This is a genomic window from Nonomuraea sp. NPDC050680 (genome assembly GCF_040654555.1).
Lineage (GTDB): Bacteria > Actinomycetota > Actinomycetes > Streptosporangiales > Streptosporangiaceae > Nonomuraea.
Map to the genome: position 1 here is coordinate 210,187 of NZ_JBFAIF010000014.1, position 25,485 is coordinate 235,671.

A 25,485-nucleotide genomic window follows, 5' to 3' on the forward strand; every position below is an offset into this window, starting at 1 on the left:
CAAATCAATGAACGGTGACCGCGTTCGGTTGACCACTTCCCTACCGACGGAAGTCATACGGTGTCCCGAGGCCGCGTTGTCTTTGGGTGCGCTGCTGCGCGGATGGCGGGGGCGTGCGCTGCTGACTCAGGAGCAACTGGCCCAACGCACCGGCCTCAACGTTCGGACCGTCCGCCGGCTGGAGCACGACGTGCTGCAGCGGCCTCGCATCACGTCGATCCTGCTGCTGGCGGAGGCGTTGGAGCTGGACGGCGAGGAGCGCGCGATACTGGCCGCCGTCGCTCGCGGTCCGGCGGCTTCCCTTGAACGCGTTGATCCGGAAGAGACCGGTCCAGCGCCGACAGCGGTGATCGTTCCCCGACAGCTACCGGCAGATGTGGCGGCGTTTGTTGGCCGAAAGCGTGAACTGACGGCTTTGTCGGATTACCAGAATGCGAACACGGCGACGGTCGTCGCCATTGACGGTATGGCCGGAGTCGGAAAGACGGCGCTGGCCGTTCATGCCGCCCACCTGCTCAGCTCTCGGTTTCCCGATGGCCAGCTGTTCGTGAACCTGCACGGCCATACCCGGGAAATCACACCCGTCGATCCGCGTGACGTGCTCGCCCGCATGCTCCGCGCACTCGGCGTCCCTGATGAGCGTGTTCCCGGGCATATCAATGACCGCGCGGCGCTGTATCGCAGTGTCGTGGCCGACCGCGAAGTCCTGATCGTGCTGGACAATGCCGCCGACGAGGACCAGGTCCGCCCGCTGCTGCCCGCCGGACCGGGCTGCCTGCTGATCGTCACCAGCCGCCGCCGGCTGATCGGCCTGGACGGCACACGAACCTTGTCGCTGGACGTCCTGCCGGTGGAGGAGGCCGTCGCCCTGTTCACCCGTACGGCCGGGCGGGAGCAGGTCGTGGACGCGCCGGCGGGTGTGCTGACGGAGACCGTGGAGCGGTGTGGACAGCTCCCGCTCGCCATCCGCATCGCCGCCGTCCGGCTTCAGGCGCATCCGACCTGGGGCGTGCGGCATCTGCTCGACCGGTTGAACGATGATCGGCTGTCCGAGCTGACCACCGGGCGGCACAGCGTCACCGCCGCCCTGGATCTGTCCTATCAGCGGCTCTCCGAGGACCAGCGACGCGTGTACCGGCTGCTGGGGTCGCAGGCCGGCACCGAGTTCGGCGTCGACGAGGCCGCGGCCGTGCAGCACACGACAGTGGTGCGGGCGAGGCGGCAGCTCGACCAGTTGCTGGACGTCCACCTCCTGCAAGAGCCCGCACCCTGCCGGTACCGCTTCCATGATCTGGTGCGCGACCACGTCTCGGCCCTGCTTCACCGAACGCGGTGCGAGGCCGCGCGGGCGAATTCCGCTTGACGATTACTCGACGGCACCGGAGCGGGTGAGGAGGTCCGTGTACCAGGTGTCGTACGGGTGGTTGGACGCCGGATAGTTGGCCAGCGGGTCGGTGGCGTCCTCTTTGGAGTCGAAGTCCCAGCCGCGCACGAGCCGTCCCGCCTGCCGTGCCGCGGTGATGAACGAGGACTCGCCGGCGGACGCCGCGTAGAACAGCGCCCCCTGCTGGAGCTCCGCGCTGTCGCCCTTCTGGAACTCGTCGAAGGCGGTCTGCTGGTAGCGGATGCGCTCGCCGGCGACCCTGTCGGTGTCCAAGCGCAGGGTCTGCGCCGGGGTCGGGCCGTCGGCGCCGGTCCACACGTGCACGCGCGACGAGCCGCTGGTCGAGGTGGTCGCGTCGTAGCGGGCGTCGGAGGTCTTGGCGTTGCCGCTCCAGGAGACCGTCGCCGCGGAGGCGTTGAGCACGCCGTCCCAGTCCCAGTTCTGGCTGTTGCTCTGGCTGCGATGGATCTCGCGTAGCTGGGTGCCCGCCGCGTCGGTGAACCTGACCGTCGGCAGGACGCCGTTGTCGTACTGGTGGCTGGCCGACCAGGTGATCTCGCCGTCGGCGCCGAGGCGGCCGACGCGGTACCACAGGGTGGTCGCGGTCTGGGACTGGTGGACCTCGACCAGGTCGCCGTTGTCGTTCAGCGCGACGGACGGTGTGACGCCGCTGTCGTACCTGCCGTGGCGTAGCCAGGTCACGCGACCGTCGGCGCCGTACGTGCCGCTCCAGTACCAGAGCGCGCCCGCGCCCGAGTCGTGCACCTCGACGACCTGGCCGCGGCCGTTGATCGCGACGGCCGGGTGGTAGCCGACGTCGCGCTTGTACTGGGCGCGGGTCGTACCGTCGCCGGAGATCACGGGGAGCACCCGGCCGCGCAGCGCGTCCACCGACGGCGGGCTCGCCGGGTAGTCCTTGGCCCAGAACAGCCGCGAGCCGAAGACGGAGGTGAGCTCCTGGTTGAGCGCGGCCAGGTTGCCGGCGGCGTAGGAGGTGTTGTCGGTCAGGTCGTCTTTGATGTCGAGCGCGACGACGATCGGTGCGGCGGTGGGGTGCTGCGCGGACCAGGTGTTGATCACGCCGAGCCAGTCGCGCAGGAGGTTCGAGGCGGGGTTTCCGATGTGGTCGACCTGGTTGCCGGGAGAGTCGTGGCCGATGGCGTAGTCGTGCGAGGTGGCGTAACCGTTGTCGTGGATGTCGAGTTCGAGGAAGCGAATGCCGTGGTCGAGTTGGTAGGCGATCGAGTTCTTGGCGCCGCTGACGTTGCCCGAGTAGCTGTTGTGCGTGGCGCGGAAGATCGCCGAGGGTAACGGCACATCCGCTGCCGCCTGGGCGTTTCCGCTGATCAGCAATGCGGAAGTGGCGACGGCGAGCGCGGAGAGAACGGCTTTTGAAGGGGCCATTCCCCGATCTTCACACCGCTGGTGATCCCCGACAATACGATCACGGATTCCCGTCGCGGACCCCCGCTGGTGTCCCCTGCGGCCAGTCCCCCGCCCTTAATCCGATATATCCGCTCTTGTCGGGGTAGCTGGACGACTGTCGCAGGAAAGGACGGGAGTCGCGTATGAGCACATTGGTGGGAAACTGGAAGATGGCGATCACCGACGGGTGCGTCCAGGGCGACCGGCTCTGCCTGTTCAACGTCAGCCCCAAGAACGCCCACGTCGAGCTCACGTTCTGCGCGACGGGCGAGGAACCGCTCGGCCCGTACCGCGCGACGGTGCCCGCGCAGCGCACCAGCGACCTGTGCCTGGATGACCTGGCGGTTTCCGATGCCCTGTCCCCCAGCACCCCCTACTCGGTGGTGGTCGTCTCGGACATGCCGGTGATCGTGCAACTCACGCATGCGCACCCCGACGTACGCCGATCGGCAGCCTGACACTCCCCACTCGATGATCGACGACCGCCGGGCGGTTCAGCGCGTGACGTCCCCGGTGCCGGCGAAGATCTGCCGGTAGTGTTCGGCCGCCTGGGTCATGTCGGTGCTGAGGACTTGGAAGAACCGACTCGCCGTCAGAAGCCGGGAGCCCGCCGGGGTCTCGGCGCCGAGAACGCCGACACCCTCCTCGACGGTGTCGGCCCACAGCGTCATCGACCGGATGCCCACCAACCAGGCCCGATACCAGACATCGACATCGATGCTGTACCGATCACGCCGGTTGTCACGCTCGCGTTTGACCAGCCCCACTTCCTCAAGCCAGCCGATGCCCTTGGAGATCGACGCGGGGCTGACCCGGAGCCGCTCGACCAGGTCGACGACGGTCATGTCGCCGCTGTCGCTGGTGAACAGGCAGACCATCACCTTGGCCGCCATCGGCGGGATCCCTGACATCACCCCGGCGAGTTTCCGCTCGAACTCCTGTACGGCCTGGGAGTCACGCCCGCTGGTGGCCGCGGTGGCCGGCGTACTCAGCGGCGAGTGCGGCCGGCGGTGGGCCCGCCGCCCGGTCGCCTGCTGGGCCCGAGCCGCACGGTAGCCGTGCGGGCCTCCGTTGCGGGCGATCTCGCGGCCGATGGTCGATCTCGGTCGTCCCAGGCGACGGCCGATCTCCGCGTAGGTGAGTCCTTCCACCAGCCCTTCAGCGATCTTGCGACGGTCCTCGTACGTGAGATGGCCTCCTGGCATGCGCCCTCCCGGCACTTCCTTGTCGATGGGCGGCGGACCGCACGCACAAGTATGCGTCCAGGCCAGATTGAATGCGACACACAGCACAGGGTTGTTGCATTTGCCAGCACCGTCGTTTCGCCAATTGTGCCCTTCTGGACTGCGACAACGACATTCGCAACTTGCCGAATCCGTAAACGCATCCGTAGCTTTCCTCATATGTGAACGATGAACATTCGCATGGAGGGAACCGACATGGCTGCCAAGATATGCCTCGTAACCGGCGCCTCATCCGGCATCGGCCACGCCACCGCACTCGAACTGCTGCGCGGCGGCCACATCGTCTACGGCGCGGCGCGCCGGGTGCACCAGATGGAGGCGATCCGCGAAGCGGGCGGTCACGCCCTGCAGATGGACGTGACCAAGGAAGAAGACCTCCAGCGGGTTGTCCGCACTGTCCTTGAGGCACACGAGCGGATCGACGTCCTGGTCAACAACGCGGGAGCCGTCGTCCACGGCGCGGTCGAGGACACGCCGATGGCGATGGCGCGAGACGAGTTCGAGGTCAACCTGTTCGCGCCGGCCCGGCTGACCCAGCTCGTCCTGCCGCACATGCGGGCGCGGGGCTCGGGCACGATCGTCAACGTCTCCTCGGTCGGCGGCGAGATCGCCCTGCCGCTCGGCGCCTGGTACTACGCCTCCAAGCACGCCCTGGAGGCCTTCTCCGACACCCTGCGCATGGAGGTCGGACAGTTCGGCATCGACGTCGTCGTCGTCCAGCCGGGCGTCATCAAGACCGACTTCGAGGCCGGGACCGCGCGGCAACTGCGGGAGATCTCCGGGAACGGCGCCTACCGGCAGATGGCCGAGGCCATGGCACAGGCGGCCGAGCCGCAAGTGGGCGGGGACAACCCGGCTTCCGACCCCGAGGTGGTCGCGACGACGATCCGGCAGGCCGTCGAGTCGGCCCGGCCGGAGACCCGCTATGTCGTGGGCTGGCAGGCCGAAGCACTCCTCAACCTCAACAGGTCCCTCTCCGACCGCGAATTCGACGCGACGGTGACCGGCCGGCTCACCTGACCGTGCCCGACAAGACCCACCATGGAGAAAACCGTGATCCCCGCAATCGCCATTTCCGGGCTCGTCAAGGCCTACGGGCCGACCCGCGCCCTCGACGAACTCGACCTCACCGTGGCCGCCGGAGAGGTGCACGGCTTTCTCGGCCCGAACGGGGCGGGAAAGAGCACCACCATCCGCATCCTGCTGGGCCTGATCCGAGCCACCTCCGGCAGCGCCAGGCTGCTGGGCGGCGACCCCTGGGCAGACGCTGTCGCGTTACACCGGCGGCTGGCGTACGTACCGGGCGATGTGGAGCTGTGGCCCAACCTCACCGGAGGCGAGGCCATCGACGTGCTCGGCCGGCTGCGTGGCGGGCTCGACGACGAGCGCCGGAACGGGTTGATCGAGCGGTTCGAGCTCGATCCGAAGAAGAAGACCCGGACCTACTCCAAGGGCAACCGCCAGAAGGTCGCCCTCGTCGCCGCCCTCGCCGCCGACGTGGAACTGCTGATCCTCGACGAGCCCACGAGCGGGCTGGACCCGCTGATGGAGGCGGTGTTCCAGCAGGTCGTCGCCGAGGCCAAAGCCGCCGGCCGGACCATCCTGCTGTCCAGTCACATCCTCGCCCAGGTCGAGACCCTCGCCGACCGGATCACCATCATCCGCGACGGAAAGGCGGTGGAGTCGGGGACGCTGGCGCAGATGCGGCACCTGACCCGGACGACGGTCGTGGCCGAGACCGTCACCAGGGTGACCGGCCTCGACCGGCTGCCCGGGGTCCACAACGTGCGGACCGAGGGCGGGAGCGTGCGGTTCGGCGTAGACGCCGAACACCTCGACGCCGCCATCCGGCACCTCACCACATTCGGCATCGACTCGCTGGTCAGCCACCCGCCGACGCTCGAGGAGCTCATGCTCCGGCACTACGCGCACAAGGAGGCGGCATGACCACCACGGTCACACGAGCGCGCGGCCGTACCGGATCCAGAGCGGCGAGCAGCCACCTGACCGGCACCGGCGCGATGGTACGGCTGGCGCTGCGCCGCGACCGGATCAAGCTCAGCATCTGGCTGATCGCCATCACGGCCCTCGTCCCACGCTTCTACTACGCCGCCGTCAACGCGGTCGTCCCGACGCCCGCGGCCCTGGCCGAAGCGTCACAGATGATCCGCGTCTCCTTCATGAGAGTGCTCGGCGGCCCCTTGTTCGGCGAGGTCACCACGCAGAGCTACTTCCTGGCCGCCTACTGGGTGGAGTTCCTGCTGGCCGCCGCGATCATGAACATGATGCTCATGACCCGGCACACCCGGGCGGAGGAGCAGACGGGCCGGGCCGAGCTCATCCGGGCTGCCGTCGTGGGACGGCACGCCCAGCTCACCGCGGCGCTGGTCGTCGCCGTGATCAGCAATGTCGCGCTCGCGGCCCTCACCACCGCCGCGACGATCAGCATCGGGTTCCCCGCCGGCAGCGCCCTGCTGTTCGGCGCCTCCCTCGCCGCGACCGGGCTGCTGTTCGCCGGGTTCACCGCGGTCACCGCGCAGGTCACCGAGCATCCCCGGGGCGCCAACGGGCTGGCGGGCATCGTGCTCTTCACGGCGTGGCTGCTGCGCGGCGCGGGGGCGCTGCAGAGCCAGGAGGGCGGTCCGCTGTTCTGGCTGTCGCCGATCGGCTGGTCACAGCAGACCCGGGTGCTGAGCGACGAGCGCTGGTGGCCGCTCGGCCTCTCAGTTCTGCTCGCCGGGCTGCTGGTCGCGGGCGCCTACTCGCTGGCGAGCCGCAGGGATCTCGGCGCCTCCTTGGTGGCCCCGCGTCCCGGCCGGGCGTCGGCGCCTTCGTGGCTGCGCTCGCCGTTCACGCTCGCGCTGCGGCTCCAGCAGGCGGCCATCCTCGCGTGGGGAGCCGCGTTCCTGGCCGTCGGCCTCGTCCTGGGCGCCATGACCGGGGGAATGGCGGAAACCGATCTGCCCATCTTCTCCGGTGCGGACTTCGGGCGGGCCTGGATCAGCCTCATGGTGTTCACCGGGTCCCTCTACACCGGCGTCTTCGCGGTCCTGTCGGTCCTCCGGCTCCGGGTGGAGGAGGTGCGCGGGCGTATCGCTCCCGTGCTGGCCGGGCCGACCGGCAGATCGACGTGGTACTGGTCGTCCCTGCTGGTCACCGCGCTCGCCGTGGTCGTGCTGCCGGTGGTGTACGGCGCCGCGCTCGGCGTCGGCGCCGCCCTGTCGACCGGCGAGCCCGGCCTGGTGGGAGAGGTCACCTGGGCGAGCCTCATCCGCGCCCCCGAGGTGCTGGTGCTGCTCACCGTCCCCGCCGCGCTGCTCGGGCTCGCCCCGCGAGCCGTGAACGCGGCCTGGGCGGTGCTCGTCTACAGCGGGTTCATGCAGGTACTGGGGTCCTACATGAACCTGCCGGAGTGGCTGGTGAACACCTCGGTGCTGTCCCACCTTCCCTGGCACCCGCTGGGGTCCTTCGCGCCGGTGGCCACGGCGGTGCTGACCGTGCTCGCCGCGGTGCTCGCGATCCTCGGCCTGTACGGCCTGCGCCGCCGCGATCTCGCCTCGGGCTAGGCCCCGGCGGCACTGATGGCGGCCCGATGGAGTGCGTTCCACCGGGCCGCCGGTCGTGGTCGTGCCGGAGGTCAGCCGCCGCTGGTGAGGGTGAAACCCTGCTCGGTGCCGAAGGCGGAGATGCGGTCCTGCCAGGTCTTCAGCGCGGCGGACAGGTCACCGCCGCCGTCGATGGCCTGGCCCACGGTGTCCTTGAAGATGCTGTTGGCGTACACCTGGAACGGGAGGTACTGCCAGTCGGGGCGGACGGCGGCCGAGGCGTCGCCCAGGACCTGGTTGATCTTCTGGCCGCCGAAGAACTCCTGCGGCGCGTCACGGAAGGCCGGGTCGTCGAGCAGCACCTTCGTGGCGGGGAACAGCCCGGCCTCGGTGTTGAGCGACTTGACGGCCTCCGGGTCGGAGTTGAGCCACTGCGCGAAGGCGACGGCGGCCGGGATGTTCTTGCTCTGCGGGATGACCGCCACCGAGGAGCCGCCGTTCTCGGCGTTCATCGGCTTGGCCGCGTCGTACTGCGGCATCGGGGCGACCGCCCACTTGCCCGAGGTCTTGGGGATGGAGTTGATGATGCCGTTCGGCGCCCAGGCTCCGGTCAGCCAGACGGCGTATTTGCCCGAGCCCATGCCCTTCCACCACTCGTCGGTCCAGCCGGGCTGCGGGTCGACCAGCTTCTCACCGAGCAGCGTGCTCATGGTTCCGGCCCACTGCTTGACGCCCGGGTCGGAGTCGAGCTTGACGCTGACCGAGCTCTCGCCCGTGGTCTTGAACGGCGCGCCGCCCGCCTGCCAGATCAGGCTGTCCACCCCGCCGGCGTCACCGGGGTCGATGGAGGTGATGAACGAACCGGAGTCGGCGGCCTTGATCTTCTTGGCCGCGTCGACGAACTCCGCCCAGGTCGCCGGCGGCTTGATCTTCAGCTTGTCGAAGATGTCCTTGCGGTAGAACATCGCCATGGGGCCGGTGTCCTGCGGGACGCCGTAAACACCGCCGTTGATCGCCACCTGGCCCCACGCCGAGTCGGCGAACTTGTCCTTCAGCGCGGCGGCGCCGTAGTCGGCCAGGTTGACGACCTGCTTGGCGAGGGCGAACTGCGGCAGCGCGAAATACTCGATCTGCGCCACGTCGGGCGCGCCGGAGCCGGCCTTGATCGCGGTCTGCAGCTTGGTGTACTGGTCGGCGGACTGCCCCGCGTTCACCACATTGACCTTGATGTTCGGATATTTCGCTGTAAAGCGGGCGACGGTCTTCTCGATCCCCGTGACCCACGTCCAGAACGTCAGCTCGGCGGGCTTGGACAGCGCGTCCTGTACGGCCGCCGTGGCACTGGGGGCGGCGGCGGATGGAGCGGTGGCACCCCCGCCGGAGCCGCCGCCGCACGCGGCGAGTGCCAGAGACAGGGCCGCGGCGATCCCGGCGGGGATGACAGCGCGCCGTGATGGAAGGGTTTTCATGGCGTTTCCTTATCGTCGGGAGTCACTGCTTGACGCTTCCGGTGGCGAGCCCCGACTGCCAGAACCGCTGGAGCCCCAGGAAAGCGATGATCAACGGCACGATCGACAGCAGGCTGCCGGTCAGGATGAGCGTGTAGGTGGCGTCACCGGCACCGGAGGTGCCGCTGTTGGCCTGGGCGTTCCACTGGTTGAGGCCGACGGTGAGCGGGAACCAGTCCGGCGAGTTCAGCACGATCAGCGGCAGGAAGTAGTTGTTCCACGTCGCGACCAGCGCGAAGAGCAGGACGGTGACGAAGCCGGGGGCGAGCAGCCGCAGCGCGATGGTGCGGAAGATCCTGAACTCGCCCGCGCCGTCGATGCGCGCCGACTCCAGGATCGAGTCGGGCACCGCGTCGGCCGCGTAGACCCGCATCAGGTAGAGGCCGAACGGGCTGCACAGCGCCGGGATGAGCACCGCCCACGGGGTGTCGACGATCCCCACGCGGCTGAACAGCAGGTACGTCGGCACCGCGAGGGCCGTGCCCGGAATGGAGATGCCGCCCAGCACCACCGCGAACAGCAGCTTGCGGCCCGGGAACTCGTACTTCGCCAGCGCGTACCCGCCGAGGGTGGCCAGCAGGGCGGCGCCGCCCGCGCCCACCACGGAGTAGAGCACGGTGTTGCCGAACCAGCGTACGAAGATGCCGTGGTTGTAGCTCAGGGTCTCGCCGATGTTGGCGAACAGGTGGAAGTCCCCGCCGAACCAGAGCCCGAAGGTCGAGAACAGGTCCCCGCCGTTCTTGCTGGCGTTGGCCAGCAGCCAGAACAGCGGCAGGACCGCGTACGCGAACATCACCAGCATGATCACCGTGAGGGCGGGGCTCTTCCCCCGGCGCCGCGCGGCGGTGGAGCGGTGCGCGGCCTGGCCGCCCGTGGTGCGGTTCGCCTCGGCGACGGCCGTCACAGCGTCCTCTCCCTTCTGGCCGTGATGATCTGCACCGCGTACGCCACGATGATGGTGACGACGCCGAGCACCACGGCGACGGTGGCCGAGTAGTTGATCTGCTGGCCGTTGAACGCGAGGTTGTAGGCGTACATGTTGGGCGTGTAGCTCGTCCCGATCGCCGCGGGTGCCAGCTTCTGGAGGATGTTCGGCTCGTTGAAGAGCTGGAAGCTGCCGATGATCGAGAAGATCGTCGCCACGAGCAGCGCGGGACGCAGGGCGGGCAGCTTGATGCTCCAGGCGATGCGGATGGCGCCCGCGCCGTCCATCTCGGCCGCCTCGTAGAGCTCGGTCGGTACGGACCGCAGCGCGGCGTACAGGATGATCATGTTGTAGCCGACGAACTCCCAGGTCACCATGTTGCCGATGGAGGAGAGCATCCAGGAGCGCGAGAGCAGGTCGGGGACCGCGACGCCGAGGGCCTTGCCGACCTGGCCGACCAGGCCGAACTGGTCTCCGTACATGTAGCCCCACATGAGGGCCGACACCACGGCCGGCACCGCGTACGGCAGGAAGATCGTGATGCGGAACAGCGACGGCCAGCGCAGCCTGCCGCTGTCGATGGCCAGCGCGCAGCCCAGGGCGATGAGCAGCATGACGGGCACCTGCACGACCAGGAAGAGCGCGACGCGGAGCAGGCCGGCGCCGAACAGCGCGTCGCCGATGGCGCGGGTGTAGTTGGCCACGCCGACGAAGACCGTGCCGCCGATCATGCGCTCCTGGAAGAAGCTGAGATAGATCGCGTACGCCAGCGGCGCGACCACCGCGACCAGGAAGACCACGAAGAACGGCAGGAAGAAGGCGTAGCCGGCGACGCGCAGGCGCAGGGCCGGCCGGGCAAGACCGGCGGGCGCGGTCACCGGTCCGGCGAGACCGGCGGGCGCGGTCATCCCGTGCTCCTGCCGCGGGATGTTCGCGCTGCCACGAAGACTGGCACTGAACTCTCCTTGTCGGGGCATGGCGATCCATGGACCGCCCCATTACCTGCGCCACTGTGGAGCGCTCGGTGCAGCGATCGCGGGGCTCCAGTGTTTAACGTGAGCGTGTTTACGTAAACATGGCGAAGATGCCCCGTAGTCTCCATTCGCCGCCAGAACATGTCAATAGGTAACCCAAAGTTAACGTCAATGCCGGATTTATCACCGTTTGTGACCACATGTCGGCCAAAGCAGTGCCCCATTGACGGATGGGTCATGTTCACGTAAACATCGTGCGAGAGTTTGCACGACAGCAGCCCATCGGATGACCAGAGGTGCCAGTGGACGGGGCGAGCCAGAAAACCGCGGCGGGACGGCGCTCGCCCAGGCGGCCGTCCATGGCCGACGTCGCCGCGATGGCCGGAGTCTCCAGCCAGACGGTCTCCCGGGTGGTCAACAATCGCAGCAACGTGGAGGAAGAGACCCGCCAGCGCGTCCTTTCGGCCATGCGCGTTCTCGGCTACCGGCCCAACACCGCCGCCCGCGCGCTGGTCACCGGCCAGTTCCGCACCCTGGGCCTGATCAGCTTCGGGCTCGGCAGCTTCGGCAACGCCCGTACGGTCGACGCCGTCACCAAGGCGGCGCAGCGAGCCGGCTACACCGTGAACATGATCGCCGTCGAGTCGCAGACCGAGCGGGCCGTGCACGAGGCGTTCGACCAGCTGACGGTGCAGGCGGTCGACGGCATCGTGGTCGTCGAGGCGCAGATCCTCGACACACCGGCGCTACGCCTGCCGCCGGACGTGCCGGTCGTGATGGCCGACGGCGACGTCAGCCTCCGCCACCCGATGGTCGACACCGACCAGGCCCTCGGCGCCCGGCTCGTCACCCGTCACCTGCTCGATCTCGGCCACAAGACGGTCTGGCACGTCGCCGGGCCCGAGGACTCCTACGCCGCGCGGCGCCGGGCGGAGTCCTGGCACGCGACGCTCAAGGAAGCGGACGCGGCGGTGCCCCAGATGCTGTTCGGTGACTGGAGCGCGGCCAGCGGCTACGAGGCCGGCCGCGTCCTGGCCCGGCGGCCCGGCATGACGGCCGTCTTCGCCGCCAACGACCAGATGGCCCTCGGTGTGATGCGCGCGATGATCCAGGCGGGACGTCGTATCCCGGAAGACGTGAGCATCGTCGGTTTCGACGACATCGACGAGTCGGCCTACCTCTCCCCATCGCTCACCACCGTCCGGCAGGACTTCGACGTGGTGGCCGAGCGGATCGTGTCGCTCATGATCGACCAGATCGAGACCGGTACGGCTCCCGCCGCCACCGCCTTCGTCGCTCCCCAACTGATCGTCAGGGAGAGCACCAGCGCGCCCCCGCCGACCGGCTGATCCGAGCAACCGCAGCAGCCCACGCCTGGCGAAGAACGCCCGACCAACCCCAGCAGCCCACGCCTGGCGAAGAACGCCCGACCAACCCCAGCACGCCCCACCGAAGACACGCCCCACCGAAGAAGGGAGGAGCGGCGGCCCGACTCGCCAAGGCCGCCGCGCCGACGATGAACGCCGTACCTCACGATGTCAGGCCGGTCTCCGGGGCTGCCGGCACCCCGTCCCCGGGCGACCGGTTCTGGCGCCGGCTCGGCGGCGTGGCCTTCGGCGGCGACTACAACCCCGAGCAGTGGCCGGCCGAGACCAGGGCGGAGGATCTGCGCCTCATGGCCGAGGCTCGGGTCAACCTGGTCACCGTCGGGGTGTTCGGCTGGGCACGCGTGGAGCCCGCGCGCGGCGCGTACGACTTCTCCCTGTTCGACCAGGTCCTGGATGACCTGCACGCGCACGGGATCACCGCCGACCTCGCCACCATGACGGCGTCCCCGCCGCCCTGGCTCGTCCACGAGCACCCGGAGATCCTGCCGGTCACCGCGGACGGGACCGTGCTGGGCCCCGGCGGGCGGCAGCACTTCTGTCCCTCCAGCCCGGTCTACCGGGAACGGGCGGCGCTCCTGGCGGAGCGGCTGGCCACGCACTACCGCGGCCATCCGGCGCTCGGGCTGTGGCATGTCGGCAACGAGTACGGCTGCCACATCGCCGCCTGCTACTGCGAGGTGTCGGCCACCGATTTCCGCCGCTGGCTGCGGGAACGCTACGGCGACGACCTGGAGGCGCTGAACGACGCCTGGTCGACGGACTTCTGGTCGCAGCGCTACGCCTCCTTCGACCACATCCAGCCGCCCCGCGCGGCTCCGACGTACCCCAATCCGGCCCAGCAGCTCGACTACCTGCGCTTCGGCAACGAGGCGCTGCGTGACTGCTTCGACCTGGAGGCGGGCATCCTGCGGCGGATCACCCCCGAAGTGCCGATCACCACGAACTTCCTGGGCGGCCTGAAGGCCGTGGACGTCTTCGACTGGGCGCCGCGGCTGGACGTCGTGGCGGTCGACTCCTACGCCGACCCCCACGACGAGCGGCCGCATCTGGCCCCGGGCCTGGTGTACGACACGATGCGCGGCGCCGGGGGCGGGCAGCCGTGGATCCTGATGGAGCAGGCGCCGAGCGCGGTCAACTGGCGGGGCCGGAACGCGATCAAGCAGCCCGGTCAGATGCGGCTATGGAGCTGGCAGGCCGTCGCGCAGGGCGCCGACGCGATCCTGTACTTCCAGTGGCGGCAGTCACGCGGCGGCGCAGAGAAGTTCCACTCGGGCATGGTGCCGCACGCGGGGACCGACAGCAGGGTCTTCCGTGAGATCGCGGCGCTCGGCCGGGAGCTGGCCTCGGTGCCCGACCTGCCCGGCACGCGGGTACGCAACCAGGTGGCGATCCTGCTCGACTGGAACAGCTGGTGGGCGCTCGAACTCGACTCCCACCCCTCCGACGGTGTGCGGCAGGAGGAGCGCCTGCTGGACCATTACGGTCCCCTGTTCGACCTCGGGGTCGGCGTGGACGTGGTGCCGCCCTCGGCCGAGCTGACCGGCTACGCGCTCATCGTGGTGCCGAACCTGTACCTCCTGTCGAGCGAGGACGCGCGGCGCGTCTCGTCGTACGTGTCCGGCGGCGGCGCGCTGGCCGTCTCCTTCTTCAGCGGGATCGTGGACGAGCATGACCGGGTCCACCTGGGCGGCTACCCCGCACCCCTGCGCGAGATGCTCGGGGTCCGGGTCGAGGAGTTCTGCCCGGCGGCCGAGCACGAGAGGTTCCCCGTACGCGGTCAGGGGGTGCTTTCGCACCTCGAAGGGGTCGCCGACCTGTGGCGAGAGGACCTGCGCCTGGCCGGTGCCGAGCCCGAACTCGTCTTCGACGCCGCCGGCTGGGCCGGTCGCCCGGCCGTGACCAGGCACGAGTTCGGCGCGGGGATCGCCCGCTACCTGTCGACCCGCCTCGACGCGGTCACCATGCGGGCGGTCCTCGGCCGGGCGCTCGCCGAAGCGGGAGTGACCCCGGTCGTCGAGGGGCTGCCCGCGGGGGTCCAGGCGAGCGTCCGCGCCGGAGCCGGCCGCCGCTTCCTGATCCTGCTGAACCACACCGGCGACAAGCACGACATCGCCCTCGGCGGCGAGTGGACCGACGCCCTGGAGCCGTCGGACGAGGCCGTCGCCACCGTCACCCTGCCGCCTTCGGGCGTCGCCGTGCTCCGCGCGGTGGATTAGGAGTCCCTTCAGCGGATGATGCGGGCCCCGGCCCGCAGCAGTGCGGATGCCGAGCCGGTAGCGGTCGGCATCGTCGGTCTCCACCCAACCGCTGCTCACCCGCGTGGTGAGCAGCGCATAGCCGCTGGCCTGCGGCAGGCCCAGCGCGGTGGCCGGCTCGCGAAGTGATGACGCCTTCGGGGCTGAGCTGAGGTGTTCGAGCACCGCGATGGTCCGCTCGGCCGATTAGACGCCGCGGACGCCTCCCGCCCGGTCTCGGGCGCATTGAGGTAACGAGTCCGGGGCGTACTGCGTCATCGACCACCTCTTGACGTTTGGTGAAACACCCACTTAATGTCTCGGCTACAAATATAGATGCTGTCTCCATATGTAGACAAGAGGTTGCTGTTGATGTCCCCCGCCGTCACGCGAGTCGCCGCTTCCCTGTCCGGCTTGCTCGCTTTCCCCGTCACACCGTTCACGGAATCGGGGGACGTGGATCTGTCCGGGCTCAGGGCTCATCTCACCGACGTGCTCGCCGCGCGGCCCAGCGCGATCTTCGTCGCCTGCGGGACCGGGGAGATGGCGTCGTTGACGGCCACGGAGCACCAGGCGGTGGTCAAGGCCGCCGTGGAGCACGTCGCGGGAACGGTCCCGGTGCTCGCCGGGGTCGGCGGCGGCACACGGACGGCCGCCGAGTTCGCCCGCGCCGCGCAGGCCGCCGGGGCCGACGCCCTGCTGGTGCTCCCGCCGTACCTGCAGGTCGGCCCACCGGCCGGGCTCGTGGCGCACTACCGGGAGGTGGCCGCCGCCACGGATCTGGACGTGATCCTCTACCAGCGCGGTACGGCGCTGTTCTCCCCCGAGGCGGTGGCCGAGCTCGCCGAGGTGGACAACATCGCCGCGCTGAAGGACGGGCACGGCGACATGGAGCTGCTCCAGCTCATCCACACCGCCACCGCCGGACGGCTGCCCCTGCTGAACGGCATGCCGACGGCCGAGATCTTCGCCCGCTCCTACGTCGGCCTCGGCGCCCGCGCCTACTCCTCGGCGGTGCTGGCCTTCCTCCCGGAGGTCGCCGTCGCGTTCTTCCAGGCCTTCGAGAAGGGCGACGACGCGACCCAGGACCTCCTGCTGCGCGAGTTCTACGCCCCCCTCGCCGCGCTGCGCAACACGACCCCCGGCTACGCCGTCTCTCTCGTCAAGGCCGGCCTGGACATCCGCGGCCGCTCCGCCGGGCCCGTCCGCGCGCCGCTGGCGCAGGTCACCCCGGAGCACCGCGAGCAACTCGCCCGCATCATCGACCGCGGCCTCTCCGCCCTCAGCGCGGCACCTGTCGCATAGCACGCGGCCTGCCCGGCACCAGGAGCAGGCGATTCGGAGGAATCATGATCACCACCCCCCGCCGCCGTCAAGCGGCCTCTGCCTTCTTGGCGCTCGGCACCCTGTTGTCAGCCGGCGCCTGCTCGGTCGCGAACAGCGGCCCGGAGCCGTCGTCCGGTGGCGGCGCGGCGGCGAGCACCGTCCGCATCGTGCTGCCTGAGGAGCCGCCCACGCTGGAGCCGTGCGACGCCTCCCTCACCGCGACCGGGCGCGTCACCCGGGCCAACATCACCGAGGCGCTCACGGAGCGTGACCCGACCTCCGGGCAGCTCCAGCCGGCGCTGTCCACGGAGTGGAAGCAGGACTCGCCCACCGAGTGGACCTTCACCCTGCGCAAGGGCGTGAAGTTCCACGACGGCACCGCGTTCGACGCCAAGGCGGCCGCCTTCTCCATCGAGCGCACCCTCGGCTCCAAGGTCGACTGCAACGTGAACGGGTACGTCTTCGGCGGCATCAAGCTCACGGCGACGGCCGCGGACGACGTGACCCTCAAGGTGAAGACGGCCAAGCCGGACCCGATCCTCCCGCTGCGGTTGTCCTTCGTCGAGATCGTGCCGACCACCACGAACGCCACCGGCAAGGTCCGCGAGCCCGTCGGCACCGGGCCGTACAAGATCGCCAAGTGGGACGCCGGCCGCAGCCTGCGCCTGGAGCGCTTCCCCGGATACTGGGGCAAGGCGCCGGAGTTCGCCGCGGCCGAGTACGTCTGGCGTGGCGAGGGCAGCATCCGCGCGGCCATGATCAAGAGCGACGAGGCGGACATCGCCGTCGGCCTCGCCCCTGAGGACGGCGCCGGCGACTCGGCCGTGCAGTTCCCCAACAACGAGACCTCCTACCTGCGCATCGACGCCGCCAAGCCACCGCTCAACGACATTCGCGTGCGCCAGGCGATCAACTACGCCATCGACAAGGACGGGCTCGTCGCCTCGGTCTTCGCCGGGCTCGGCAAGCCGGCGGGCCAGCTCGTCCCCGAAGGCGTGACCGGGCACAGCCCGGCCATCCAGCCCTGGCCGTACGACATGGCGCAGGCCAAGAAGCTGATCGCGGACGCCAAGGCGGCCGGCGTCGCCACGGACACCCCCATCACGATCATCGGACGGAACGGGATCTACCCCAAGGCCGCCGAGGCGATGGAGGTCGTGCAGAACTCGCTCACCGAGGCCGGGCTCTCGGTGAAGATCCAGATGCTCGACGTGAACGCCTGGCTGGAGTACCTGCTGCGCCCGTTCCCCAAGGACGCCGGCCCCACCCTGCTGCAGGCCCAGCACGGCAACCAGGCCGGTGACGCGGCCTTCACCATGGGCCAGATCTACGGCAGCAAGGGCGCGCAGAGCAGCTTCGGCACCCCCGAACTGGACGACCTCATCACCGCCGGCGAGCAGGCCTCGGGCGAGGAGCGCCAGACGGCGTTCGCCAAGGCGCTGGACTACCAGAACAAGGACGTCGTGCGCGACGCCGTCCTGGCGCACATGACCGGCATCATCGCTCTGTCGAAGAAGGTCACCTACAAGCCCAACGCCGCCACGAACGACGAGATGCGTCTCGCCGAGCTGCACCCGGCCGGCTGAAAGGAGCAGGTGTGCTGACCTTCCTGCGGCGTCGCGTCATCTCCAGTGCGATCCCGCTGGTCGTGGTGGTCCTCGGCGTGTTCTACCTGGCCCGCCTGACCGGCGACCCGGCGAACCTCTACCTGCCGCTCAGCGCCACCGCTGAGATGCGGGCGGAGTTCGCCGCCTGGCACGGGTTCGACCAGCCGCTGCTCGTCCAGTTCGGTGACTACCTGGCCCAGGTCGTCCGGCTGGACTTCGGCGAGTCGCTGCGGACCGCCGAGCCCGCCGCCAACGCGGTGCTGCGGGCCTTCCCCGCGACGCTGCAGCTGGCGGGCGCCACGATGATCCTGGCGATCCTCGGCGCGGTCGTCGTCGGGAGCTGGGCGGCCTACCGCCCGAACTCCCTGGCCGACCGGGTCGCCAGCTTCACCTCGACGACCGCGGCCAGCATGCCGGACTTCTGGTTCGCCATCATGGGCGTCCTGGTCTTCTCCGTGGCGCTCGGCTGGCTGCCCACCTCGGGCACCGAGAGCATGGCGGCCTGGGTGCTGCCGGTGCTCACCCTGCTGATCCGGCCGTTCGGCGTGCTGGTGCAGGTGGTGCGCGGGGCGATGGTCACGGCGCTGTCGGCGCCGTACATCAAGGTGGCCCGGAGCAAGGGCGCGAGCGAGCTGCGGGTGGTCTTCGGCCACGCGCTGCGCAACGCCGCGCCCCCGGCGCTCACCGTCGCCGGTGACCTGGCCGTCGGGCTGGTCAACGGGGCCGTGGTCGTCGAGACCATCTTCGGCTGGCCGGGCATCGGCAAGCTGATGATCACCTCGATCCTGCAACGCGACTTCGCGGTGCTGCAGGCCGCGGTCCTGGTGACCGCGATCACCATCTTCGCGCTGAACATCGTCATCGACGCCTGTTACGCGCTCCTGGACTCCCGAGTCCGTCAGGGGGTGACGGCATGACCAGCCTCGTGGAGGCTCCTCCCGCTGCTCGGCGGATCACCTGGTGGCGGCTGCTGCTGCGGGACCGGTTCGCCTGCCTGGCGGTGGTGATCCTGGTGATCGTGGCCGTCGGCGCCATCGTGGGGCCGATCCTGCTCGGCGACCTGGCCGTGAAGCAGAACCTGCGGGCGGTCAACCGGCCGCCGTTCAGCCTCGACGACGGCTTCGCGTTCGTGCTCGGCAGCGACTCGCTCGGCCGCAGCCTGCTCGCCCGGCTCATCGTGGCCAGCCGTACGACGCTCTCCGTCGCCATCCCGGCCGTGGTGATCTCCCTGGTCGTCGGGTCGGTCTGGGGCATGTGGGCGGGCTACCACCGAGGCTGGCGGGAGAACGTCTCCATGCGCGTCGCCGACGTCATCCTCAGCTTCCCCTCGCTGCTGCTGGCCGTGGTCGTGCTGTACGTCTTCTCCCCCAGCGCCGGGAACATCGTCCTGGTCCTGGCCATCGCCCGCATCCCGGTCTACCTGCGGGCCGCGCGGGCGGAGTCGGCCGAGCTGCAGAGCCGGCTGTTCGTGGACGCGGCGCGGACGTTCGGCACCAAGAGCTGGGCGATCATCGGCCGGCACGTGGCACCGACCGTGCTGCCCACCCTGTTCACCGTCGCGACCCTGGACTTCTGTTTCGTGATGCTGACCGAATCGTCGCTGAGCTTCCTGGGCATCGGCATCCAGCCGCCGGACATGAGCTGGGGCCTGATGGTCGCCCAAGGGCGGCAGGTACTGCAGAGCGCCTGGTGGATCGCCGTCTTCCCCGGAGTCGCCATCGTGGTGACGACCGTCTCGGCGACCGTCCTCGCCTCCTGGGCCCGCCTGGCCATGGACCCCGGCCAGCGGTGGCGGCTCACGCTGCCCCGCTCCCGCCGCGAGAAGTCCCGCTCCAAGAACAAGGAGGTGCGCGCGTGAGCGAGCCGAACAGCACGCAGTCCGGGCGCCCTGTGCTGGAGGTGGATCGGCTGGCGGTCGACATCCGCACCCCTTCCGGGACGGTACGCGCCGTACGCGAGGTCAGCTTCTCCGTCCGCTCCGGTGAGACCTTGGCGCTCCTGGGCGAGTCGGGCTGCGGCAAGAGCATGACGGCGCAGGCCATCGTCGGCCTGCTCGACCCGGTGGCGCACGTGGCGGGCGGCGCCGTACGCCTGGACGGCACCGACATCCTCACCCTGTCGCCGGCGCAGCGCAGACGGCTGGCCGGGCCCGGACTGGCCATCGTGTTCCAGGACGCGCTCACCGCGCTGAATCCCGTCCAGACGGTCGGCGCCCAGCTGGCCGAGCCGTTCAGGATCCACGAGCGTCTTTCACGCCGCGAGGCGCGCAAGCGGGCCGTCGAGCTGATGGAGCGGGTCGGCATCCCCGAGGCCGGCGCCCGGGTGAGCGCCTACCCGCACCAGTTCTCCGGCGGCATGCGTCAGCGGCTGCTCATCGCGCTGGCGATGGCCCTGCACCCCAAGGTGCTGCTCGCCGACGAACCCACCACCGCCCTCGACGTCACCGTGCAGGCCCAGATCATGGAGCTGCTGCGGGAGCTGCGCACCGAGCAGCAGACGGCGCTGATCCTGATCACCCACGACCTCGCGGTGGTGGCCGAGCAGGCCGACCACGTGGCCGTCATGTACGCGGGGAACATCGTCGAGACCGGCCGGGTGGCGGACGTCTTCGCCCGGCCGCGCCACCCGTACACACGCGGGCTGCTCGACTCGGTGCCGGCCGAGGTGGAGCGCGGCGCCACCCTGAACTCCATCCCGGGCAGCCCGCCCGACCTGCACTCGGTGCCCTCGGGCTGCGCCTTCCGCGCGCGCTGCCCGATGGCCCGCGACGTGTGCGCGGAGGAGCGGCCCGTCCTCGTCGAGGCCGGACCCGGTCGTCTGTCCGCGTGTCATCACTGGAGGGAGCTGACCGATGACTGAGCCCGCCACATCCACCATGGAGGCTCCCCTGCTGGACGTGGCAGGGGTGAGCAAGACCTTCCACGTGCCCCGTGGCCCCTCCGGCAGCAACCGGCTGCGCGCGCTGGACGGGGTCGACCTGCGGCTGGCCCGCGGCGAGACGCTGGGCCTGGTCGGGGAGTCCGGCTGCGGCAAGTCGACGCTCGCCCGGGTGCTGCTCATGCTGGAGCGCCCGGACCAGGGCCACGTCAGGTTCGAGGGCACGGACCCGTTCGCGCTGCGGGGCAAGGAGCTGCTCAAGTGGCGGCGCCGGGTGCAGATGGTGTTCCAGGACCCGTTCGCGTCGCTGAACGCCCGGCTGTGCGCCGAGGACATCGTCGGCGAGCCATGGCGGACGCACCGTGACCTGGTGCCGGCGAAGGAGCGCGGGAAGCGGGTGGCCGAGCTCCTGGAGATGGTGGGGCTGCGGGCGAGCGACGCCCGCCGTTACCCGCAGGAGTTCTCCGGCGGTCAGCGTCAGCGCCTGGGGATCGCCCGCGCGCTCGCCCTCGAACCGGACGTCATCGTGTGCGACGAACCGGTGTCGGCGCTCGACCTGTCGGTCCAGGCGCAGGTGCTCAACCTGCTCACCGACCTGCAGGCCCGGCTGGGCGTGTCGTACGTGTTCATCTCCCATGACCTGTCCGTCGTCCGGCACGTCGCCGACCGCGTCTCGGTCATGTACCTCGGCAAGATCGTCGAGACGGGGCCCACGAAGCAGGTGTTCGACCAGCCGCGTCATCCGTACACCGCCGCGCTCATGTCCGCGGCGCCGGTCCTGGACGTCACCGCGGGGGCTCGGCGTGAGCGGATCCTGCTGCAGGGGGAGGTGCCCTCTCCGCTCGACCCGCCGTCGGGATGCCGGTTCCGTACGCGCTGCTGGAAGGCTGAAGACGTCTGCGCCCAAGTGGTACCGCCGCTGGAGCCGTCCGGCGACGAGCCGCTGCATTCGGCCGCGTGTCACCTGCCGCTCCAGGAGGTCGCGGAACCCGGTTGATGAGGCCGTCGCGGGGGTGAGACTCTCAGGCGCTCGGTCACACGACGAGCGCTCCTGTCCACTCAGCTAACGGCGACACAGCCGGAGGTATCGATGGCGAGATTGACCCTCATCCATCCTGACGACGCGACCGGGGACGCGGCCGAAGTACTCGCGGCCCTACCGGTCAAGCTCAACATCTTCCGCATGCTGGCGCACGCGGAGTCGTGTGTGCTCCCGCAGGTGCGGCTGGGCACGGCCATCCTCAGTAGCCTTGATCTCGGGCACCGACGGCGCGAGCTGCTGATCCTGCTCGTCGCGCGGATCGAGGGCGGGGCCTACGAATGGCGGCAGCACGTGCCGATCGCCCTGGGAGTCGGCGTTCCGCAATCGCAGATCGACGCGATCGAACAGGCGAATCTCGCGGGCGAGGTCTACGACCACGAGGTTTTCGACAACGAGGTCTTCGACGACGCGGAGCGGGCGCTGCTCGCGTTCGGGAAGCAGGTGATCGAGGCCGTCCGGGTCGAGGAGAGCGTGTTCACGGAGGTTCGACGACACTTCTCGGAGCGGGAGATCGTCGAGGCGATCCTGGTGATCGGCTTCTACATGACCATGGCACGGCTGACCGAGGTGACGGAGACCGATCTCGACCCGGCCTCGGGAATGACCGTGTTCGACTCCTTACAGCCCCGGGACACCTCCGCCTGAGCCTCGTCGGCGCCTTCGGATCGCTGGTGGCCGGGGCGCCGACAGGTACTCGCCGCCGCGGGGAAGCACTCATCCTCGCCGGACGTATGCTTGACCCGTCAACAAAATTCGCAACGCGGCGGACCGTAGACATCTCCGCGTCCCCACTCTGGAGACGAACATGACCGATCGTGCCGACCAGATCATCGACGCGCTGCGCAGCGGCCACGATCACCTGGCCACCCTTGTCCGCGGCCTCACGGCCGACGACCTCACCCGGCCGTCCGGCGCGTCGGAGTGGGACCTGTCGCAGGTGCTCAGCCACCTGGGCAGCGGCGCCGAGATCAACCTGGCCGGTTTGGAGGCCACGCTGAGCGGCACCGCCGGCCCAGATGGAGACTTCAACAAGTCGGTCTGGGCACGCTGGGACGCGATGTCCCCGGCCGAGCGGGCGAAGGGCTTCCTGAGCGCCAACGAGGCGCTGGTCAGCCGCTATGAGGGCCTGGACGCGCAGACGCGCGAGGAGCTGCGGATCGACCTCGGCTTCCTGCCGGTCCCCGTGGACGTGGCGACCGCGGCGGGGCTGCGGCTGAGCGAGTTCGCCCATCACTCGTGGGACGTCGAGGTCGCCTTCGACCCGGCGGCGACTCTGGCCCCCGCCGCGGCTGAGCTGCTGCTCGACCAGGTGGGCATGCTCATCGGCTTCGTCGGCAAGGCCGACGCCCTCGCCGGGCGCCAGGTCGGCGTGGCCATCCGGACCACCTCGCCCGAGCGCTCCTTCGGGCTCGCCGTGGGTGAGGCGGTCAGCCTCACCGACGAGCCGGCTCAGCCCGACGCCGTCCTCAGCGCGCCGGCCGAGTGGTGGCTGCGCCTCACCACCGGCCGCCACTCCCCCGAGCACACGCCGAGCGTCGTGACCCTCACGAGCGACAGCCTCACCTTGGACGACCTGCGTCGGATCTTCCCCGGTTTCTGACCCGAGTTACTGACCGGATTCTGATCCGGGCTACTGATCCGGATTCTGAGAGGCACGGCCGTCGCCCGATAAACCCACGTACGTTCCGTTAGCATAGGCCGACACACAGTGCCGGACGGAGCAGATGCGCAATCCCCCACGCGAGCTCGCCCTCGTGATCGGCGCGGTGGCCGTGCTCAGCGCGGTCTTCACCGTGCTGGCCGGCATCTACGTCAACTTCGCCACCGACGGCCAGCCCCAGCTCAACCCGGCGCACATCCTGCCCGCGATCGTCTTCGCCTGCCTGGCCGCCGTGCTCCCGCCGCTGGGTGGCTTCCTGCAGTCACGCTGGACCAACCGCACGGCGACCGCGACCGATCCGTTCACCGCGCACGACCTGCCCACGTTCAAGCGGCTGCTCAAGGACCTGCGCAGGGAGGCGCGCACGCCCAGGTTCGCCGAGCTCCAGGCGCGCGCCGCCCGGCGGGGGCTCGCCTTCGACCGGACAGACCTGGAGAAGGTCACCAAGCAGCGCACCGGCTGGCTCAACGACGTCGAGAGCGCCGTGCCGGTCATCCGGGCCTTCCTCCTGGTGCACGACGTGAAGAACGCCGCGGCGGAGAGGTGGCTGGAGTCCTACCGCAGGCTGGCCGATCCCGGGCCGCCCCGGCCCGCCCGCCGCAGGAGACTGGTCATCGGCACGGCGGTGTCGGTGGTGGTCGCGACTGCGGCCTTCCTGGCCTATGTGGTGTACGTCGACACCTACATCCCCGAGTCGCTCAAGCGCTCGAACGTACTGATCCTCTCCCTGTACGCGCCCGGCAGGCCCCTGGTCGTCAACACCTCCACGACCGCTCCCCCGCACGCCAGGCTGGGTGGCTCGGCCATCAACACGGTCCCCGCCGAGGCCCAGCGCTGGGACCTCGAACCGGCCAAGCGCGACGGCGCGTTCTTCCACCGGATCCGCAACCGCGTGAGCGAGCGCTGCCTGACCCCGGAGGCCCGGCGCGTCACCGAAGGGATCTTTCTCACCGAGGCGGACTGCGACGGCTCCGACGACCAGCTCTGGCGGCTGACCGGCGACCTGACCGGCCGCCAGGCGATCGCCATCGCCTCCCCCGAGAGAAACCTGTGCGCCGAGCCCAACCAGGGCTCCGCCGATTCCGGCACCCCGCTGATCCTGCTGGCCTGCGCGGCCGACCGGCCCGGCCAGCGTTGGCAGGTCACCACCCGCCTGCCGGATCTCGGCAGCTCGCTGGCCAGCTCGGAGAACGGCGTGTGCCTGGACGCCACGGGCGCCACGGACCTGATCACGTGGACCTGCCACGGCGGCGTCAACCAGGCGTTCAGCTACCGGCCGAATACCCAGGGCGAGTACGCGATCACGAGCATGGGCACCTGCCTGACCGCCACCGGCCCACCGGACCGGCGCCCGTCCCGCGAACCCTGCTCGAACTCCGCCGACCAGCACTGGCGCTTCAACTACCGCTCGGCGCACAACCGGTGGCATTACTGGGAGGTCCAGCACATCGCCAGCGGCCTGTGCCTGCAGCTCGAGCCCGACGGGGCCTCACTGTCGCTGCGCCCGTGCACCCGCGCGAATGTCCAGCAATGGCGCACCCCCGACTGGCTGAACCCACCCAACACGCCCACCCACCCCGCCGTCCCGTAACCGCCCACAACACCCGCCCAGCAGGTCGTCCCGTAACCGCCCGCCACGTCCGCCCAGCACGTCGTCCCGTAACCGTGCTCAGCGCGCCTCCCCCCGTGGGCCGCACGGGCGGCCGACCATGAGGGGATGTCGGCCACCAACCGCCTGCCCATCCTGAGCCTGGCGCTGGCCTCGGGCTCCATGGACGCCTTCACCTTCCTCGCCCTGGGCCAGGTCTTCACCTCGAACATGACCGGCAACCTCGTCCTGCTCGGCGTGTCAGCCGGTCGCGGCCGCCTCTCCGAGGCCCTGGGCTCGCTGGTGGCGCTGATCGCCTTCACCTGTGGCCTGGTCGCCGCGTTCCGGTTCATCAGCTCGGCCACCGGCTGGGCCGCCCGGGTCAGACTGGCCCTGGCCGCCGAGCTGGGCCTGCTGATCGCGCTGGCCATCGCCTGGGCCCTGTCCGGCCCGTACCTCCCGCTGATCGCGACCGCCGCCCTCGCCATGGGCGTCCAGAGCGCGGTGACCCATCGCCTGCGGACCTTCGTCGGCTCGACGACGTTCATCACCGGCGCGCTGACCAGCTCGTTCTCCCGCCTCCTCACTCCCGAGGACGGGAAGCCGCACCTTCCCGAGCTGATGGCCGTGCTCCTCGCCCTGGCGCTCGGCGCGGCCGCCGCCACGGTGAGCCTGCATCTGCTCCCCGCGGCGGCTCCGGTGATCGCGCTGCTGGCCGTGGCCCTCGCTCTGATCACCGGTACGAGCTGACGCGTCGA

At 70.0% G+C, this 25,485-nt stretch carries 22 protein-coding genes and 1 pseudogene; 17 read left to right on the forward strand and 6 right to left on the reverse strand.

Features of this window, described 5'->3' with window-relative positions; all coding sequences use genetic code 11:
* The first annotated feature begins 7 nt into the window (after positions 1-7).
* Complete coding sequence (locus tag AB0H88_RS35950; RefSeq protein WP_357652455.1) at positions 8-1,363, forward strand: NB-ARC domain-containing protein; 1,356 nt, start codon at positions 8-10, stop codon at positions 1,361-1,363.
* A 3-nt stretch (positions 1,364-1,366) separates the two neighbouring features.
* On the opposite strand, the gene AB0H88_RS35955 is transcribed toward AB0H88_RS35950, so the two are convergent.
* Complete coding sequence (locus tag AB0H88_RS35955; protein WP_357652457.1) at positions 1,367-2,788, reverse strand: hypothetical protein; 1,422 nt, start codon at positions 2,786-2,788, stop codon at positions 1,367-1,369.
* 164 nt (positions 2,789-2,952) lie between these two features.
* Between AB0H88_RS35955 and AB0H88_RS35960 the strand changes: the two genes are divergently transcribed.
* Positions 2,953-3,267: a sensory rhodopsin transducer gene (locus AB0H88_RS35960; protein WP_357652459.1), complete on the forward strand. Its 315-nt coding sequence runs from the start codon at positions 2,953-2,955 to the stop codon at positions 3,265-3,267.
* A 36-nt stretch (positions 3,268-3,303) separates the two neighbouring features.
* Here AB0H88_RS35960 and AB0H88_RS35965 read toward each other — a convergent pair whose 3' ends face one another.
* Entirely contained in the window at positions 3,304-4,014 is a 711-nt protein-coding gene (locus AB0H88_RS35965; RefSeq protein WP_357652461.1) for a helix-turn-helix domain-containing protein, read from the reverse strand.
* A gap of 234 nt (positions 4,015-4,248) precedes the next feature.
* Here AB0H88_RS35965 and AB0H88_RS35970 point away from each other — a divergent pair, with 234 nt between their 5' ends.
* From AB0H88_RS35970 to AB0H88_RS35980, 3 genes are read left to right on the forward strand one after another with little or no spacing between them, the layout of a single operon-like run.
* Complete coding sequence (locus tag AB0H88_RS35970) at positions 4,249-5,073, forward strand: oxidoreductase (RefSeq protein WP_357652462.1); 825 nt, start codon at positions 4,249-4,251, stop codon at positions 5,071-5,073.
* Positions 5,074-5,106: 33 nt separating this feature from the next.
* Positions 5,107-6,000, forward strand: a complete 894-nt coding sequence (locus AB0H88_RS35975; RefSeq protein WP_357652464.1) for an ABC transporter ATP-binding protein — start codon at positions 5,107-5,109, stop codon at positions 5,998-6,000.
* A complete protein-coding gene (locus tag AB0H88_RS35980) occupies positions 5,997-7,619 on the forward strand; it encodes a hypothetical protein (RefSeq protein WP_357652466.1) in 1,623 nt (540 codons plus the stop codon). The genes AB0H88_RS35975 and AB0H88_RS35980 overlap by 4 nt, the downstream gene beginning before the upstream one ends.
* A 71-nt stretch (positions 7,620-7,690) precedes the next feature.
* Here the strand turns inward: AB0H88_RS35980 and AB0H88_RS35985 are convergent, their stop codons facing one another.
* Genes AB0H88_RS35985 through AB0H88_RS35995 form a run of 3 tightly spaced genes read right to left on the reverse strand, consistent with a single transcriptional unit; the run spans position 7,691 to position 10,939 of the window.
* Positions 7,691-9,067, reverse strand: a complete 1,377-nt coding sequence (locus AB0H88_RS35985; RefSeq protein WP_357652468.1) for a sugar ABC transporter substrate-binding protein — start codon at positions 9,065-9,067, stop codon at positions 7,691-7,693.
* Positions 9,068-9,089: 22 nt separating this feature from the next.
* A complete protein-coding gene (locus AB0H88_RS35990; RefSeq protein WP_357652470.1) occupies positions 9,090-10,010 on the reverse strand; it encodes a carbohydrate ABC transporter permease in 921 nt (306 codons plus the stop codon).
* Positions 10,007-10,939: a sugar ABC transporter permease gene (locus AB0H88_RS35995; RefSeq protein WP_357652472.1), complete on the reverse strand. Its 933-nt coding sequence runs from the start codon at positions 10,937-10,939 to the stop codon at positions 10,007-10,009. Before AB0H88_RS35995 ends, AB0H88_RS35990 begins: the two co-directional genes overlap by 4 nt.
* A 425-nt stretch (positions 10,940-11,364) precedes the next feature.
* Between AB0H88_RS35995 and AB0H88_RS36000 the strand changes: the two genes are divergently transcribed.
* Entirely contained in the window at positions 11,365-12,354 is a 990-nt protein-coding gene (locus tag AB0H88_RS36000) for a LacI family DNA-binding transcriptional regulator (RefSeq protein WP_357652474.1), read from the forward strand.
* 167 nt (positions 12,355-12,521) lie between these two features.
* Positions 12,522-14,609 (forward strand): beta-galactosidase, encoded by a 2,088-nt coding sequence (locus tag AB0H88_RS36005; RefSeq protein WP_357652476.1) that lies wholly within the window; start codon positions 12,522-12,524, stop codon positions 14,607-14,609.
* Positions 14,610-14,690: 81 nt separating this feature from the next.
* Here the strand turns inward: AB0H88_RS36005 and AB0H88_RS36010 are convergent.
* Positions 14,691-14,822 (reverse strand): annotated as a pseudogene (locus tag AB0H88_RS36010) (helix-turn-helix domain-containing protein); the annotation flags it as partial.
* Positions 14,823-14,999: 177 nt separating this feature from the next.
* Here AB0H88_RS36010 and AB0H88_RS36015 point away from each other — a divergent pair.
* The 10 genes from AB0H88_RS36015 (at position 15,000) to AB0H88_RS36060 (ending at position 25,477) form a co-directional block, all read left to right on the forward strand.
* A complete protein-coding gene (locus tag AB0H88_RS36015) occupies positions 15,000-15,932 on the forward strand; it encodes a 5-dehydro-4-deoxyglucarate dehydratase (RefSeq protein WP_357652478.1) in 933 nt (310 codons plus the stop codon).
* Positions 15,933-15,976: 44 nt separating this feature from the next.
* On the forward strand, positions 15,977-17,539 hold the full coding sequence (locus tag AB0H88_RS36020; RefSeq protein WP_357652480.1) for an ABC transporter substrate-binding protein: 1,563 nt from the start codon (positions 15,977-15,979) through the stop codon (positions 17,537-17,539).
* A gap of 11 nt (positions 17,540-17,550) precedes the next feature.
* Positions 17,551-18,477 (forward strand): ABC transporter permease, encoded by a 927-nt coding sequence (locus AB0H88_RS36025; protein WP_357652482.1) that lies wholly within the window; start codon positions 17,551-17,553, stop codon positions 18,475-18,477.
* Positions 18,474-19,418 carry an ABC transporter permease gene (locus AB0H88_RS36030; protein ID WP_357652483.1) on the forward strand — a complete coding sequence of 315 codons (945 nt, stop codon included), beginning with the start codon at positions 18,474-18,476 and terminating at the stop codon, positions 19,416-19,418. Before AB0H88_RS36025 ends, AB0H88_RS36030 begins: the two co-directional genes overlap by 4 nt.
* Complete coding sequence (locus AB0H88_RS36035; protein WP_357652485.1) at positions 19,415-20,419, forward strand: ABC transporter ATP-binding protein; 1,005 nt, start codon at positions 19,415-19,417, stop codon at positions 20,417-20,419. The genes AB0H88_RS36030 and AB0H88_RS36035 overlap by 4 nt, the downstream gene beginning before the upstream one ends.
* Entirely contained in the window at positions 20,412-21,434 is a 1,023-nt protein-coding gene (locus tag AB0H88_RS36040; protein ID WP_357652487.1) for an oligopeptide/dipeptide ABC transporter ATP-binding protein, read from the forward strand. The genes AB0H88_RS36035 and AB0H88_RS36040 overlap by 8 nt, the downstream gene beginning before the upstream one ends.
* Before the next feature lie 93 nt (positions 21,435-21,527).
* Positions 21,528-22,124, forward strand: a complete 597-nt coding sequence (locus AB0H88_RS36045) for a carboxymuconolactone decarboxylase family protein (RefSeq protein ID WP_357652489.1) — start codon at positions 21,528-21,530, stop codon at positions 22,122-22,124.
* 160 nt (positions 22,125-22,284) lie between these two features.
* On the forward strand, positions 22,285-23,079 hold the full coding sequence (locus AB0H88_RS36050) for a maleylpyruvate isomerase family mycothiol-dependent enzyme (RefSeq protein ID WP_357652491.1): 795 nt from the start codon (positions 22,285-22,287) through the stop codon (positions 23,077-23,079).
* A gap of 124 nt (positions 23,080-23,203) precedes the next feature.
* Positions 23,204-24,730 (forward strand): ricin-type beta-trefoil lectin domain protein, encoded by a 1,527-nt coding sequence (locus tag AB0H88_RS36055; protein WP_357652493.1) that lies wholly within the window; start codon positions 23,204-23,206, stop codon positions 24,728-24,730.
* Positions 24,731-24,856: 126 nt separating this feature from the next.
* Complete coding sequence (locus AB0H88_RS36060) at positions 24,857-25,477, forward strand: YoaK family protein (RefSeq protein ID WP_357652495.1); 621 nt, start codon at positions 24,857-24,859, stop codon at positions 25,475-25,477.
* The last annotated feature ends 8 nt before the right edge of the window (positions 25,478-25,485 follow it).

Excerpts from the sequence above, each read along its gene's own strand:
- AB0H88_RS35950 (WP_357652455.1), top strand. The coding sequence starts at position 8 with ATGAACGGTGACCGCGTTCGGTTGACCACTTCCCTACCGACGGAAGTC.
- AB0H88_RS35955 (WP_357652457.1), bottom strand. The coding sequence starts at position 2,788 with ATGGCCCCTTCAAAAGCCGTTCTCTCCGCGCTCGCCGTCGCCACTTCC.
- AB0H88_RS35960 (WP_357652459.1), top strand. The coding sequence starts at position 2,953 with ATGAGCACATTGGTGGGAAACTGGAAGATGGCGATCACCGACGGGTGC.
- AB0H88_RS35965 (WP_357652461.1), bottom strand. The coding sequence starts at position 4,014 with ATGCCAGGAGGCCATCTCACGTACGAGGACCGTCGCAAGATCGCTGAA.
- AB0H88_RS35970 (WP_357652462.1), top strand. The coding sequence starts at position 4,249 with ATGGCTGCCAAGATATGCCTCGTAACCGGCGCCTCATCCGGCATCGGC.
- AB0H88_RS35980 (WP_357652466.1), top strand. The coding sequence starts at position 5,997 with ATGACCACCACGGTCACACGAGCGCGCGGCCGTACCGGATCCAGAGCG.
- AB0H88_RS35985 (WP_357652468.1), bottom strand. The coding sequence starts at position 9,067 with ATGAAAACCCTTCCATCACGGCGCGCTGTCATCCCCGCCGGGATCGCC.
- AB0H88_RS35995 (WP_357652472.1), bottom strand. The coding sequence starts at position 10,939 with ATGACCGCGCCCGCCGGTCTCGCCGGACCGGTGACCGCGCCCGCCGGT.
- AB0H88_RS36000 (WP_357652474.1), top strand. The coding sequence starts at position 11,365 with ATGGCCGACGTCGCCGCGATGGCCGGAGTCTCCAGCCAGACGGTCTCC.
- AB0H88_RS36005 (WP_357652476.1), top strand. The coding sequence starts at position 12,522 with ATGAACGCCGTACCTCACGATGTCAGGCCGGTCTCCGGGGCTGCCGGC.
- AB0H88_RS36015 (WP_357652478.1), top strand. The coding sequence starts at position 15,000 with ATGTCCCCCGCCGTCACGCGAGTCGCCGCTTCCCTGTCCGGCTTGCTC.
- AB0H88_RS36020 (WP_357652480.1), top strand. The coding sequence starts at position 15,977 with ATGATCACCACCCCCCGCCGCCGTCAAGCGGCCTCTGCCTTCTTGGCG.
- AB0H88_RS36030 (WP_357652483.1), top strand. The coding sequence starts at position 18,474 with ATGACCAGCCTCGTGGAGGCTCCTCCCGCTGCTCGGCGGATCACCTGG.
- AB0H88_RS36040 (WP_357652487.1), top strand. The coding sequence starts at position 20,412 with ATGACTGAGCCCGCCACATCCACCATGGAGGCTCCCCTGCTGGACGTG.
- AB0H88_RS36045 (WP_357652489.1), top strand. The coding sequence starts at position 21,528 with ATGGCGAGATTGACCCTCATCCATCCTGACGACGCGACCGGGGACGCG.
- AB0H88_RS36050 (WP_357652491.1), top strand. The coding sequence starts at position 22,285 with ATGACCGATCGTGCCGACCAGATCATCGACGCGCTGCGCAGCGGCCAC.
- AB0H88_RS36055 (WP_357652493.1), top strand. The coding sequence starts at position 23,204 with ATGCGCAATCCCCCACGCGAGCTCGCCCTCGTGATCGGCGCGGTGGCC.
- AB0H88_RS36060 (WP_357652495.1), top strand. The coding sequence starts at position 24,857 with ATGTCGGCCACCAACCGCCTGCCCATCCTGAGCCTGGCGCTGGCCTCG.